The organism is Leptotrichia rugosa (genome assembly GCF_041200005.1).
GTDB classification, from domain to species: domain Bacteria; phylum Fusobacteriota; class Fusobacteriia; order Fusobacteriales; family Leptotrichiaceae; genus Leptotrichia; species Leptotrichia rugosa.
In genome coordinates this window covers 558,758-572,266 of sequence record NZ_CP165644.1, presented here as the reverse complement: position 1 = coordinate 572,266, position 13,509 = coordinate 558,758, and the positions used below count along the sequence as shown (strand labels likewise).

At 30.2% G+C, this 13,509-nt stretch carries 21 protein-coding genes; all 21 read left to right on the top strand.

Annotation, left to right across the window (positions count from 1 at the left end):
* Positions 1-25: 25 nt before the first annotated feature.
* The 21 genes from AB8B22_RS02945 to AB8B22_RS02845 all read left to right on the top strand — a co-directional run bounded on the left by AB8B22_RS02945 (position 26) and on the right by AB8B22_RS02845 (position 13,399).
* Positions 26-184 (top strand): hypothetical protein, encoded by a 159-nt coding sequence (locus AB8B22_RS02945; protein ID WP_369711601.1) that lies wholly within the window; start codon positions 26-28, stop codon positions 182-184.
* Positions 169-951, top strand: a complete 783-nt coding sequence (locus AB8B22_RS02940) for a putative HNHc nuclease (RefSeq protein ID WP_369711600.1) — start codon at positions 169-171, stop codon at positions 949-951. The genes AB8B22_RS02945 and AB8B22_RS02940 overlap by 16 nt, the downstream gene beginning before the upstream one ends.
* The gene (locus tag AB8B22_RS02935; protein WP_314394866.1) at positions 951-1,151 is read left to right on the top strand and encodes a hypothetical protein; all 201 of its coding nucleotides are present in this window, start codon (positions 951-953) and stop codon (positions 1,149-1,151) included. The genes AB8B22_RS02940 and AB8B22_RS02935 overlap by 1 nt, the downstream gene beginning before the upstream one ends.
* A gap of 3 nt (positions 1,152-1,154) precedes the next feature.
* Complete coding sequence (locus AB8B22_RS02930; protein WP_369711599.1) at positions 1,155-1,403, top strand: DUF3850 domain-containing protein; 249 nt, start codon at positions 1,155-1,157, stop codon at positions 1,401-1,403.
* 286 nt (positions 1,404-1,689) lie between these two features.
* Positions 1,690-1,983: a hypothetical protein gene (locus tag AB8B22_RS02925; protein WP_369711598.1), complete on the top strand. Its 294-nt coding sequence runs from the start codon at positions 1,690-1,692 to the stop codon at positions 1,981-1,983.
* 76 nt (positions 1,984-2,059) lie between these two features.
* Entirely contained in the window at positions 2,060-2,947 is an 888-nt protein-coding gene (locus tag AB8B22_RS02920; protein ID WP_369711597.1) for a hypothetical protein, read from the top strand.
* Between the two features lie 59 nt (positions 2,948-3,006).
* Positions 3,007-3,534 carry a hypothetical protein gene (locus AB8B22_RS02915; protein ID WP_369711596.1) on the top strand — a complete coding sequence of 176 codons (528 nt, stop codon included), beginning with the start codon at positions 3,007-3,009 and terminating at the stop codon, positions 3,532-3,534.
* A gap of 213 nt (positions 3,535-3,747) precedes the next feature.
* Positions 3,748-4,188 (top strand): terminase small subunit, encoded by a 441-nt coding sequence (locus AB8B22_RS02910; RefSeq protein ID WP_021746832.1) that lies wholly within the window; start codon positions 3,748-3,750, stop codon positions 4,186-4,188.
* The gene (locus AB8B22_RS02905) at positions 4,178-5,449 is read left to right on the top strand and encodes a PBSX family phage terminase large subunit (RefSeq protein ID WP_369711595.1); all 1,272 of its coding nucleotides are present in this window, start codon (positions 4,178-4,180) and stop codon (positions 5,447-5,449) included. Before AB8B22_RS02910 ends, AB8B22_RS02905 begins: the two co-directional genes overlap by 11 nt.
* Complete coding sequence (locus AB8B22_RS02900) at positions 5,449-6,786, top strand: phage portal protein (RefSeq protein ID WP_369711594.1); 1,338 nt, start codon at positions 5,449-5,451, stop codon at positions 6,784-6,786. The genes AB8B22_RS02905 and AB8B22_RS02900 overlap by 1 nt, the downstream gene beginning before the upstream one ends.
* Positions 6,773-8,287: a minor capsid protein gene (locus tag AB8B22_RS02895; protein WP_369711593.1), complete on the top strand. Its 1,515-nt coding sequence runs from the start codon at positions 6,773-6,775 to the stop codon at positions 8,285-8,287. The genes AB8B22_RS02900 and AB8B22_RS02895 overlap by 14 nt, the downstream gene beginning before the upstream one ends.
* Entirely contained in the window at positions 8,268-8,507 is a 240-nt protein-coding gene (locus AB8B22_RS02890; protein ID WP_369711592.1) for a hypothetical protein, read from the top strand. The genes AB8B22_RS02895 and AB8B22_RS02890 overlap by 20 nt, the downstream gene beginning before the upstream one ends.
* A 90-nt stretch (positions 8,508-8,597) precedes the next feature.
* Positions 8,598-9,086 (top strand): capsid assembly scaffolding protein Gp46 family protein, encoded by a 489-nt coding sequence (locus AB8B22_RS02885; RefSeq protein ID WP_369711591.1) that lies wholly within the window; start codon positions 8,598-8,600, stop codon positions 9,084-9,086.
* Positions 9,087-9,106: 20 nt separating this feature from the next.
* A complete protein-coding gene (locus AB8B22_RS02880) occupies positions 9,107-9,940 on the top strand; it encodes a hypothetical protein (RefSeq protein ID WP_369711590.1) in 834 nt (277 codons plus the stop codon).
* Between the two features lie 55 nt (positions 9,941-9,995).
* Positions 9,996-10,310, top strand: coding sequence for a hypothetical protein (locus tag AB8B22_RS02875; protein WP_211616567.1), 315 nt, complete (start codon positions 9,996-9,998; stop codon positions 10,308-10,310).
* Between the two features lie 12 nt (positions 10,311-10,322).
* A complete protein-coding gene (locus AB8B22_RS02870) occupies positions 10,323-10,673 on the top strand; it encodes a hypothetical protein (protein WP_369711589.1) in 351 nt (116 codons plus the stop codon).
* Positions 10,663-11,037, top strand: coding sequence for an HK97 gp10 family phage protein (locus AB8B22_RS02865; protein ID WP_369711588.1), 375 nt, complete (start codon positions 10,663-10,665; stop codon positions 11,035-11,037). The genes AB8B22_RS02870 and AB8B22_RS02865 overlap by 11 nt, the downstream gene beginning before the upstream one ends.
* Complete coding sequence (locus AB8B22_RS02860) at positions 11,037-11,465, top strand: phage tail terminator family protein (protein WP_369711587.1); 429 nt, start codon at positions 11,037-11,039, stop codon at positions 11,463-11,465. Before AB8B22_RS02865 ends, AB8B22_RS02860 begins: the two co-directional genes overlap by 1 nt.
* Positions 11,466-11,477: 12 nt before the next feature.
* Positions 11,478-12,554 (top strand): phage tail sheath protein, encoded by a 1,077-nt coding sequence (locus AB8B22_RS02855; RefSeq protein WP_369711586.1) that lies wholly within the window; start codon positions 11,478-11,480, stop codon positions 12,552-12,554.
* An 18-nt stretch (positions 12,555-12,572) separates the two neighbouring features.
* Complete coding sequence (locus tag AB8B22_RS02850; RefSeq protein ID WP_146964819.1) at positions 12,573-13,010, top strand: phage tail tube protein; 438 nt, start codon at positions 12,573-12,575, stop codon at positions 13,008-13,010.
* A 17-nt stretch (positions 13,011-13,027) separates the two neighbouring features.
* Positions 13,028-13,399 carry a regulator gene (locus tag AB8B22_RS02845; protein WP_369711585.1) on the top strand — a complete coding sequence of 124 codons (372 nt, stop codon included), beginning with the start codon at positions 13,028-13,030 and terminating at the stop codon, positions 13,397-13,399.
* Positions 13,400-13,509 lie beyond the last annotated feature (110 nt).

The window sequence follows — 13,509 nt, the reverse complement described above, 5'->3', positions numbered from 1 at the left end:
GCTGTGATTTTTTTATGGAGGGAAAATGGATGAGAATATATACAAAAAAGTAAAAGACAAACTTTTGAACGGAATTGAGATAAGCGAAAATGATTTAAGATATATAAAACTGAATGCCAATCGGTTCAAGAATATTAAATTTATTAAGAAAAGGAAGGCTAAGAGAAAATGTCTAAGAGAATGAGCAGGGAAAACCAAAAACTAATTTACTGGTTTATAGACTGCTACGCCTATCATTTGAAAGGAGTAGATATAAATTGGCAGACTAGCAAGCAAAAGCCTGCCATTTCTGATTATTTTTTATACAAGGCAAAGGAGGACTTAAAGAAACTTTACATCAGGCACAGTGGCAAGAATATAAAGGGATATGAGCCTTTCAGAAATATGGAGAGTAAGCTGAAAGACAGAATCGGAGATATAATTGACAAGAATTACACGAAAGAAAGTAAAATCAATATAATCACGAACGATTTAATGGATTTTGTAACTGACGAGATTCAAATGTTGTTTATCAAATTGAATGATACTTTTAGCTTGGCACTTAAATTAATGAGTAATACCGAAGCTGTGACATTTACCAATTTCCTGTTTGACTATTTTTTGCAGAATGATATAGCAATGTGGGAAGAAATGCAAACACTATATAAACAGCAGAATGAAGAAAAATATATTTATGCAAAATTAAAATATAAACGTTGTGCAGTATGCAATAGAACTCCAGTTGACTTTGAACATTGGCAGTCGGCTGGAAGCTTGGGAGGTTATGCGAATGATAGAGGACAGGGAAGATATATTTCGCTTTGTAGACAACACCATACCGAAAAGCACGATATTGGAGTGGAAGCATTTGAAAGAAAGTATGATGCGAGAGGTATTTGTTTGGGCGATGAACAGATAAAGGAATTGAAAAAGATTTACAAAAATCATTTTAAGGCATTTAAGGAGGAATAATGAGCAAATATAAATTAGGTTTTTCAATCGGCGATAGTTATTGCGGAGAAAATGCCGAGATTGATTTAATAGACGACTACGGCTATACAGAGGAAGAAGCGAAAGAAATAATAAATGATGATGACAAACAGTATGAATTATTTAGAGAATGGAGAAATGAGAATATAAATCAATCTTACTGGGTAGTGAAGGAGGAGTAGAATATGAAAACACATGATTTAAAAATAGAAAGAAAATATTTTGACGATGTTATAACAGAGAGAAAAAGATTTGAAGTGAGGAAAAACGACAGGGATTATCAAGTAAATGACATTTTATCTTTAAATGAGTATGATAAAGATAAACAAATATATACTGGTAGACATATCTCTGCTAAAGTATTATACATTTTGGATGACAATACTTTTTTGAAAGAAGGGTATGTTGTTCTTTCTATATCTGTTATAAAATAATAAAGTTCAGTCGTAAAAAGTCGATTGGATTAGAAAATTGCTGATGTCAGCAAAATGGTATTAAGAACGTTTGGACGGTGTAGGGAAAACAATAGAAATTAGGAGGATTTGAAAATGTCAAAAAAAATTAATAAGGATAGTGTTTTGCTTTATAATTACATTTATAGGTGTTGCACAAATTGAACGAACTAAAGATCTTTTAGAACTAGCTAAATTAGTTGTGAGTTTTGCATTCGGTATGTGGGTATCGAAACGGATTTAAAATAATTTAAGAAAGGAAATTGTAATGAAGAAATTATTATTAGGAATTGCAATTTTAGGATTATTAGGAAGTTGTAATAATAAAAAATTGATTTCAGATTGTAAAAATTATAAAGTTGCAGATAAATACGAAAGAAAAGAAACTTTTATAATAAATCAATATGCTGGGGAAATAAATGGTAGTCCCTTGTATATTCCAGTACCACAAACATCTGTATATTATTATATAACTTTTGAAAATAGCAACACTTATTCAATCGGACAATCAAAATATAGATTAGTGAATGTTGGAGAAAAAATTAAAGAATGTAAATTTTAGAAAAAATTGGACAATGGCAGTTGAATATTTTTGGTTTTGTGGTATAATATACGTTATATTATACTAGGAGAAATTTATGGAAAAACGTTTTAAATTTGAATATAATAAAGAAAAATATATTTATGATTGCTATTATTTTGAATGGATAAAAAAACTTTTTGCATACATATCAGTTATAAATGATGCAATTGAAACTGAAGAAGATGAAGATTTTAAAAATTTTTTAAAAAATATTCGGAGTACATTCGCGAAATTTTTATATTATATGACAAAAGAAGAGATGGCACAATCAAACGAGAACAAATTATTAATACCTTTGAGTATAGCAGTGTTTCAAAAAGAGAATTACAGCGAAATAAAAAGTGCTTGTTTAAGTAGGTACATAGGTAGTTTGAGCTCTAATCATTTTAACGAATTGTTTACAAGTTTTTTATATGATTTTTTTATTAATTTTTGGTCAGACTTTGAAAATACGATAACTTTGTTGTGCACCGCAATTGATGAAAAAATAAGAAACGAACTAAAAGAAAGTAATTGGAAAAAAATAGAAAAAATATTAAAAGAAAGTTTGAATGATTTTGAAAATTCTGAACAAATTTTATTAGAAATATCAAAAAATAAGGAAAAGTTTACGAAAAAACAATTTGTATCGTTTTCTGATAAAATAAATTATATTTTCAAAACAATAAAATTAGATTATGACAAAAATAGAAATATAAAAAATGATAAAAAAGTTTTAGATTTTGGAAGTAAAATGCGGAATACAATACATAATAACGGTAAAAACAAGGGAAAAAATATTGAATTAAAGATAAAAGCTAAAAAAATAATTCTTGAACAAAACAAAGAACCTTACTACGAAAACTTTAAAGATATTTTTTATCTTATAGACGAAATAATAGACATATGCGCAACAATTATAAAAACGTTCAAAAAACAAAGAAAATCAACAAAGACCAAATAAAACTGGTCTTTTTTTGTGCAAATGTTAAAATTTAGATTTAGAAAGGAAAACAAAAATAAATGAACGAAAAAGACATAGACAGAATAGCAGATAAAATAATAGAAAAAATGAAAACTGACAGAGAAATAAAAACAGAGAAACAATTAACACCATTTCAAAAGACAGAAAAACTGTTATCAGAATTATCTTTATTGAAAGGTGCTATTGATTCTAAAAATATGCTTATAGAGGATTTGAAGAAAGAGGGAATATCAATTCATAAAAAGGAAACAGGTGTTAATGTACAGACTAGTAAGGTGTATCTATCTGAACTAGAAAAGGTTGAAAATAGGATTGAAAAATTACAGGAAGAAATTGCAAGAATAGAAAATGTGATTAGTATGGTTGAAAGAGCATTAGGTACAATTAGGAATAATAAATATTACGATATAATAGAAATGAAATATTTTGATGATTTAACATTTGAGCATATATCTGAAAAATTAAATATAAGCGTTATAACTGCAAAGAGATATAAAAATAAAATGATTAGACAGTTGCAACTAGTTATATTTTCAGATGATGTAATAAAAAATATATTAAATTGAAAAATGATACTTTTTTGATATTGTATATAATTTTTAATATGTTATAATATGTCAAGATGTAAGAGTATGAGTTAAGTACTTGTAATTGAATCCTTGATTTTATATAAGGACAAGACAGTTTAAAAGCTGTCTTTTTTAATAAATACTTTTTTGTATATCGCCTTGTGATTCGGCAGCCGCTTAGGATTGCAAGGTATTTTTATTTTTGAGGAGGTGGTAGCATTGAAATTAAATGCAAGGCAGAAGTCTTTTTGTGAGTTTTATGTAGCTAGTGGAAATGCTACTGAATCTGCAATAAAGGCTGGGTATAAAGAAAAGTATGCGGGTGTAAATGCTGATAAATTACTAAAAAATACTAATGTCTCTAAATATATAAAAAAGATAATGGAAGAACATGCAAATAATAGAATAGCTAAAGCTGAAGAGATACTGGAGTTCTTAACTGCAACTCTAAGAGGAGAAGTAACTGAAGAAGTAGTAGTGGGAGGATTTGGGAAATCAGCAACAGAAAAAATAATTAAAAATGTAGATTTAAGAGATAGGTTAAAAGCAGCGGAACTACTTGGTAAACGATATAGATTGTTTACTGATAAAGTTGAAGTTGAAGGAGTTGTGCCTGTTATGATTGTAGGTGAGAGCGAACTTGAAGAGTAGAAAAGTGAATCTGCCAGAACTGGTTGGAAAAGGATATAGAGATTTTTGGAACTTCAAGGGAAGGTACAAGGTCGTAAAAGGATCAAGGGCAAGTAAGAAAAGTAAGACAACGGCATTATGGATAGTCTACAATATGATGAAATATAGAAATGCAAATACTCTTGTTGTACGTAAGGTATACAGGACTTTGAAAGACAGTTGCTATTCAGATTTAAAATGGGCAATACATAGATTACAGGTTCAAGACTATTGGGAGTTAAAAGAAAGTCCACTTGAAATAACATATAAACCTACTGGACAAAAGATTTTATTTAGAGGTTTCGATGATCCGTTGAAAATTACATCTATTTCAGTTTCAGTTGGACAATTATGTTTTTGTTGGGTAGAGGAAGCATATGAGTTGACAGATGAAGTAGCGTTTAATATGCTAGATGAAAGTATAAGAGGTATAGTTGAAGAACCATTATTTAAACAAATAATCATTAGCTTCAATCCTTGGAATGAAAGGCACTGGCTTAAAGCTAGATTTTTTGATAGAAAAGATAAAAATATTTTAGCTCTTACAACTAATTACCTGTGCAATGAGTGGCTTGACGAATCTGATAAAAAGCTATTTGAAGATATGAAAAAAAATAACCCTCGTAGATATCAAGTTGCCGGCTTAGGCGAGTGGGGAGTAACTGATGGACTTGTCTATGAAAATTGGAGAGAGTTAGAATTTGATTGGAGAGAAATTTTAAATAAAAGGCAAAAAGCAAAAGCAGTATTTGGATTAGATTTTGGGTACACGAATGATCCTGCTGCTTTTTTTTGTGGAATATTGGACCGAGAACAAAAAGAAATTTATGTTTTTGATGAAATATATCAAAAGGGAATGCAAAATAGAGCTATTTACAACAATATAGAAAAACTCGGATTTAGGAAAGAAATAATAGTTGCAGATAGTGCGGAACCAAAAAGTATAGAGCATTTAAGAAGTTTAGGGCTTATGAGAATTAAAGCCTCAAGAAAAGGTAAAGATAGTATAAATGCTGGCATACAATTTATTCAGGATTTTAAAATATTTATTCATCCGAGATGTAATAATTTTCTTACGGAAATAAGTAATTATAGCTGGGATAAAGATAAATTTGACAAAACAATTAATAAACCGATAGATGATTTTAATCATTTAATGGATGCCATGAGATATGCACTTGAGGATTATATGAGAAATAATCGGATGAAGACAATTAATAAAAATATATTGGGGGTGAGATAATGGAGATAAAAATCTTGGAAAAAGCATTGTGGGATTTTTTAGTGAATGATTTAGCGCGGCTACAAAAACTGGAAGATTATTATGTTGGTAGGCATAAAATATTGGAAAAACCTAATAGGTTGAAGGAGAAACCAGATAGTAAACTTATTCACAATTTTCCAGGATATATAACTACGATAGCAACAGCTTACTTCATTGGTAAAAATATTACTTATAAGTTGTTGGAAGACAATTTGGCTAATGAGTACGAGATTGTTGGAAAATATTTAGCTACGGAGGAAGAACAGCAGTGTAATTATGAACATGTTGAAAACTGTTCAATTTTTGGGCGGTCGTATGAGTTATGGTATAAAAATATAGATAATACGATAAATTTTAAAACACTAGATCCTCGAGATGTTTTTGTTATTAGAGATAATACGATAGATAAAAATATTAAATATGCAGTTCGGTGGAATAAAGAAAAAAATGAAAACAATGAGTATGATTATATTTTGGAGATTTATGATGATAAAACTGTAACTGTTAATACATTTACTTCTGTTATGGATTACAAAGGAATAATACTAACTCCACAGGGGCAAGGCGAAATTAGATTACACGGATTTAACAAAGTACCAATTATTGAATTTGCGAACAATAAAAGGAAACTTGGGGATTTTGAAAAAGTAATAACATTGATTGACGGATATAATGAAGCAGTGTCAACTTCATTAGACGATATGAAAGATTTTACAGACGCAATCCTAGTATTGACAAATATGCAAGGAACTGATGAAGAAGATATAGAGAGCTTGAAGAAAAACAAAGTGATGTTATTGGGAGAAAATGGAGAAGCTAACTGGCTAGTAAAAAATGTAAACGATACATATTCTCAAAATAATAAAAATAGGCTAAACCAGGATATTCATAAATTTTCCTTTATTCCTGATATGCAAGACGAAAATTTTGCTGGAAATAGTTCAGGTGTAGCATTAGGCTACAAACTGCTAGCACTAGAACAACTGGCTGCACAAAAAGAAATGTACTTTAAAAAAGCATTAAACGAAAGATTAGAGTTAGTTATTGATTATTTTGGATTATCATTGAAACCATTAGATATTCAAAAAATTTTCACGAGAAATACTCCTGAAAATTTGCTTGAACTTTCAACTGCAATAACAAATTTACAAAATATCGTATCACATGAAAGTTTAATTTCCCTACTACCTTTTGTTGAAGATACTGAAGCAGAATTGAAAAAGATTGAAAAAGAAAATCAAATTGAGCAACCATTGGAATATAAGGGATTAATAGATGAACAGATGGACAGGAAAAAAATAGATGAAAAAGAATAATAAAGAATATTGGGAAAAAAGGCAACTTGCACGAGAAGAGTTATCGTTTAATAAAGGTACAAAAGCATACGAAGAATATGTAAAAATACTTAGTAAGAGCAAAAAAGAGATAGAGAATAAAATAGCCCAATTATACGCTAAATATCAGCAAGAAGTAACAAAACTAGGTATTGATAAGATTCAGGCTAATAAACTGCTTCGTGGTACTGAGTATAAAGAATGGCGATACGATATAGGAAAATATGTAGAGGAAATTGAGAAGTTGAAAAAAAGTAATCCTGTTGAGTTCAGGAAAATGTCAGTTGAACTTGAAACATTGGCATATAGAAGCCGTATCAGTCGACTGGACAGTTTAAAAGCAGGTGTTGACTATGAACTTATACAGGCAGGGGAGAAAATAAAAGGTAAAGTGACAGATACATTGGCTGATGTTTACGAAAATACTTATACATCATTCGTTGAGGATTTGAATTTTAAAAAAGGTGTAATTAGTAGTAGTACAATAAAAATGGCATTGGAGCAAGAATGGAGTGGGGCTAATTATTCAAGTAGAATATGGAGTAACATTGATAATTTAGCGAAAGCGATAAAGAATGAAGTGATTGTTGGGCTGAATAAAGGTATTAACTATAGAACTATGTCGCAAAATATAGCTAAGAAGTTTGATACAAGTTATAAAAATGCTGAAAGGCTAGTAAGAACTGAAACTGCCCATATACAAAACCAAGCAACGCTTATGGGGTATAAAGATTCTGGAGTTGTTAAGTATGAGTTTTTAGCAGTACTTGATAGTAGAACAAGCCATATTTGTGCTAGTCTTAATGGTGAGATATTTAAAACAGAAAATGCTATGGAAGGAGAAAATTATCCGCCAATGCACCCTCGGTGTAGAAGTACAACTGTTCCTTATGAGTATTCCGATGTTTTTTCTGATGAACCTGAAAAAGAAGAGTTGAAAAATGATGATAATGAGGGTACAATTAATAATAATGGTACTGTTTTTGTTGAAGGTGGTAGATACAGAAATATAGGAAATATTAATGCAACGGAGTATAAAGATGAACCGCTAGAATTGTTGCGAAAGTATGAACAAAAAATCGTTAAGAAGAGCAAAGAAAATGCGTTAGTAATAGCTAAAAATGGAGATATTTATATTTTGAAAGGAGATGAAAATTCGATACCAAGTCATAAGATGACTAAAATTAATTTTGAAGACGCTTTATATACTCACAACCATCCTAAAAATAGTAATCATGAGTGGGGATTCAGCAATGATGATTTTAGTTCATTTACTAATTTAAAATTAAAATATTTAGCAGCAATTGACGAAAAGTACATTCATGAGTTATCAAAAGATATGTTTGAAATGAAAAATATACTGTCAGAACTAAATAAGTCACCAGATAAAATGACTTATGAAAGATGGATAGTAATAAATCAGTATAAAAAAGCAAAAGAAAAAGGATTAAGGTATAAGAGAAATGAAATTAACAAAAGATAATGAAGTGTATAAAAGTTTTAAGAAGTTAAAGGAAATAGAAGAAAAAGCTGATAATGCTGAAAATAGCAAAGAAAAAATATATTGGCGTGGGGAATATTTGAAAAAGGACAGAGAATTTTTTGAACAATTAAAACGCTCTGAGTTTAAAAAAGAGAAAGCTTTGACTATTTTGGAAAAATTGGATGAATTATATTTGAGCGAAAAAAAATCAAAAGAGTAGTTTAACGACTGCTCTTTTTATTTGTCGTACTGATGGACGTTAAACATCTGGATAGAAAATAGTCGACAGACTTTAAATGGGAGGATAATTATGTCAGAAAATACATTTACACAGGAACAAGTAGATGAAATGATTAAAGAAAGGATTGCAAGAGAGAGAAAAAAGTTTGAAAGTGAGAAAAAAGAATTGGAGAGAAAGCACGGAGAGACGATTGAAGAGTATGAAACAAGAATCAATAATGCTAATCTTACTGCAGAAGAGAAGTATAATAAAAGTATTGCTGAACTTCAAAAACAACTCGATACTTCAAATACGGAACTTGCAACATTGAAAACTAATGAGATGAAAAAGGCTATATTAGGGAAATACAAAATCCCTGATAGTTTTTTAGGTAGCATTACTGGAAATACTCAAGAAGAGATTGAAGATAGTGTGAAATCTTTTTCTGAGAATTTATCTAGTTATCTTAAAACACAAAGCGGAGGAACACCAAACTCTTTAAATGGTGGAAGTGAAGGAGAAAAAGATAAAAAAGACATAGGACTTGAAGCATTTGATAAGGCTTTTAGTTCTTTTTAATTTAAAGGAGATGATAGAATATGGCAATGATTTACACTGAATTATTTGCAGATAAAATTGATGAAAGATTTACAAGTGAAGCGGTATCACAGAAAATAGTAAATAATGATTACAGCTTTGTAGGAGCTAAAACTGTAAAAGTGACTTCGATTAATACAGTTGATAATAGGGACTATAACAGAAATACAGGTTATGGAAATGCGGACATTTTACAAAATTCAATCCAAGAATTGACATTAACAAAAGATAGAGCTTTTAAAATGCTTTTGGATAAAATGGACGAAGATGAGACAAAAATTAAAGCTGGAGAAGTGTTGGCGAGACAATTGAGAGAAAGAGTAATTCCTGAGATTGAGAAATACAGATTTGAAACAATTCTTAAATCTTGTGATACAAATTCACAGACAGTGACAGGGCTTACAGCTAGCAATGCTTATGCTAAATTCTTGGAAGCACAAGAAAAATTAAATGATGAGGATGTGCCGCAAAACAGAATTGCTTATGTTATACCTGAGTTTTTGACCAAACTAAAAAAGGATGATAACTTCATTAAAGCTTCAGATATTGGACAAAATATAGCAATAAATGGATTGGTAGGAATGGTTGACGGAGTACCAATCGTAAGAGTTACTAAAAAATGGATGGAAGCTAAAACTGGAACACCAGCAACTACTAAAAAATATGCTTGTTTAGTTGGACATAATTCAGCAACAGTAGCCCCAGTGAAATTGGCTGAATACAGAGTGGTTACAGATTCTGAAAATTATTCAGGAACTTTATTTTTAGGTAGATTTTACTACGATTGTTTTGTGTTGAATAATAAGGCAAAAGGTTTGGTTGCAATTGAAGCTTAGAGGAGAAAGTGTGGTTAAATACCATACTTTTTTTTATTTTTAAGAGGTAGTAGAAATGGTTGAATTAATTAATGAAATTTATGAAAAAATAAAAATTATTTCTGATGTAACACCAAATGAAGCAAAGACTAAATTTGCTATTGAGAGCATTGTTCAAGACAGTATTAACTATATGAACCGAGAAGACTTCCCAAGAGAATTGATAACTCCTATAACAAAATATATTTTTAAATATAATTTTGATAAAAATAGAAATATAAAATCTATGAAAAGTGGAGATAGGCAAGTTGAATTTGTAACTGAGTTAAATGATGATGTGGAATTTAGAAAAAGTTTGAATCGTTTTAGGAAACTTGGGGTTATAAAATAAAGGTGGTATGCGATGTTTGAAGATTTTTTTGATACCGATGTGATAGAAGAAGTTAGAAGAAATACAAAAACAAAGACTGAATTTGGTTTGACAGTTCAGGGTTGGGAAGTCGTTTATACAAATGTTAAGTGCCAGTTGAGTGCTGGAATTTTAAGAGCTACTGAGACTGGAGTTATAAACAGTTCTAAAAATTCATATAAGATATTTGTTAGTAATGATGTACAAATAAAGCAGAATGATATTTTGATAGTAAATAAAGGTGGAATAAAATATAAATTTAAAGCTAATAAACCTATAAAGTACACTGATTTTTTGGAACATCAGGAAATATCGGTAGAGGAAGTGGAAAAAAATGAAACTTAGCGGTGACTGGGAAAAACTGGCAAAGAAATTAGAAAATTTAGCCACTGATACTCCACAAAAAGTTGGAATAACACTTAAACAAGTTGCTGAGGAAACAATAAAAGAAGTAAAAGAAGAAACACCTGTGGATACTGGTCAATTAAGAATGGGTTGGCATAGGGAAAATGGTGGAAGTTTCAAACAGATGGTTTATAACAATGTGGAGTATGTAAACCACGTTGAATATGGACATAGAGCAGTGTATTTTGGTAAAGATACAGGTGAAGTAGTACCTGGTGTGTTTATGTTAAAGAAAACAATAGAAAAATTAGAACCTATATTTAAAGATGAAATAGGGTCAACAATAAAAGCGGAGTTTGAATAATGGAATTTATGGATTTTATAAAAGCCCTGAGCAAAAAAATATACGATTTTACAGATAAAGAAGTTGGAATTGATAATATAAATGCTTTGACTAGACCGTGCTATTATATTCAAGTGATTGATTACAAAAATGAGTTTTTTGCAAATTATAAAAAGCGGATATTTATTAGCGTAGATATTATGTATATTCCTGAAAATGATGAAAATAATACAACTGAAGTTTATAAGGCACTTGATGAATTGGATAATATGTTTGAAACTAAAGGCAATAAGATTTTAAAAGTTAAAGATAGAAATCTAACTTTGAAAAATGAGCGTACAAAAGTAGTCGATGGATTAGGTCACTATATGTTTGATTTAGACTTATTTGATATGTATGGAGTTCCTTTTAACTATAAAACAATGAAAAATTTAAAAGTAAAAAATTAGGAGAGTGATAAAATGGCGATAGTCGGACAAATTAATGCGAGTCCAAGCATTAGTATTGCATTTAAAACGTTGGCAACGACAGCTATTCAAAGAAGTGAAAGAGGTACTGTTTGTTTGATTTTACAAGATACGAAAGCTACCCAAAAATGGTACACTTTTAAAACTATAGCCGATGTTGAAACTGAAAAATGGGATAAAGATAGTATTAAATATATTAATTTAGCTATGCATTATGGAGCATTTAAGATATTAGTCAGAGTTATACAAAGTGGAGAAGATACAAGCAAAGTATTAAAGGATTTAGAAATGCGAAAGTTCAACTGGTTAGCTTATCCGAAAGCATCAGAAACAGAAGACCAGACGGTTGTAAATTGGGTAAAACAGCAATTCGGAAATACTGGTGCAATTGGTAAAACTGTAAAATATGTGTCAAGTTTTGCGGATAAGACAGACCACGTGGCTATTGTGGAACTTGCGAACGGTGGAACATACAAGTCTATTTATGGGGATTTTGCAGCTCAAGAGTATACCGTGGCAATAGCTGGGCTTATTGCGGGAATGCCGTTAAATCGTAGTGCGGATAATTACACTATGAGTGATTTAAAATCTGTTGAAGACTATGAACCTAAACTTGGTAAATTTAGTTTATACAACGATGAAGAAGTGGTTAAAGTGAATTATGGAGTTAATTCTAAAACCACATTTGACAGTACTTGGAAAAAAGATACAAGAAAAATTAAAGTTGTTGAAGGTATGTGCTTTATTGTCGATGATATAAGAGATACTTTTAAAAATTATTGGCTTGGAAAATACATAAATGATTATGACAATAAAATGAATTTCTGCTCAAATATAACTAAAGTGTATTTCAAAGAGATGTCACCAAATGTATTAAATGGGGATTATGACAACAAAGTAGAAATTGATATTGAAGCACATAAAAAAGTAATAATTGCAGATGGGCTGGAAGTAAACAGTATGATGGATTTGGAAATTTTACAATATCCAACTGGTGAGGATGTTTATTTAACTGGTGACGTAAGGTTTGTAGACACTATGGCTTCACTTAGCTTAACAATGGCAATGTAATGAAAAGGAGTTGATAAAATGTCGGAAAATATAAGAGGAAATAGAACAATAACAGGGGCTTATGGAGAGTTATGGCTTGATAATGAAAAAGTAGCGGAATTAAAATCTGTAGAAGCTAAAATTACAGCGGAAAGAAAAGATGTACAGCTGGGAATTTCTGTTGACAGTAAAATAACAGGATTGAAAGGTGAAGGAACTATCAAAGTTTTTAAAGTTTATACTCGTGGGAAAAAAATACTTGAAAATTGGGTAAAAGGAAAAGATGTGAGAAGCAGAATAGTCACATCTATAAAAGATCCTGATAGTTTACGTGGACAAGAAGAACGAGTGTCGATTGATAATGTTTGGTTAAATTCGATTGAACTTGCAAAATTTGAAAGAGGAGAAATTGTGGAAGAAGAAATTCCTTTTGGATTTACTCCTAGCGATGTTAGATATGAAAATGCGATAAGATAAGAAAAGGTAGGTACGAAATGAAAAATATAACAGTGGAAATGTTGTTGGAAAACAGTAAAAAAATAGGAAAAAGAGACATAGTAAAGGTTAAAGTTGAAGAATTGAATGGAGCTATTTTAGAATTAGAAGTATTGAACAGAATGGAAATACTGGATATTTTATCCAGTAATACTCAAGACAAAGATAGTGAATTGATTTATACTGCAGGGAAAATATTCAAAGATGAAAAATTGATTACTAAATTGGGTTGCCAAATGAATCCGATAGAAGTTGTGCCGAAAGTGCTAAGTCAATCTACCATAGTAAATATTTCGGAATTACTTATGAAAAAGGCTGGCTGGAATGAAAAATTTACTGTTGAAGAGGTAGTTGATGAGATAAAAAACTAATCAAGGGCGACTGGAAAGCAAAAACGGTCGCTCACTATTTAAATTGTGGACATAGTTTGCAAAGTCTAAGGGAATTAAGTAATTCGGAGTTGTTATTTATGTTTTTTATG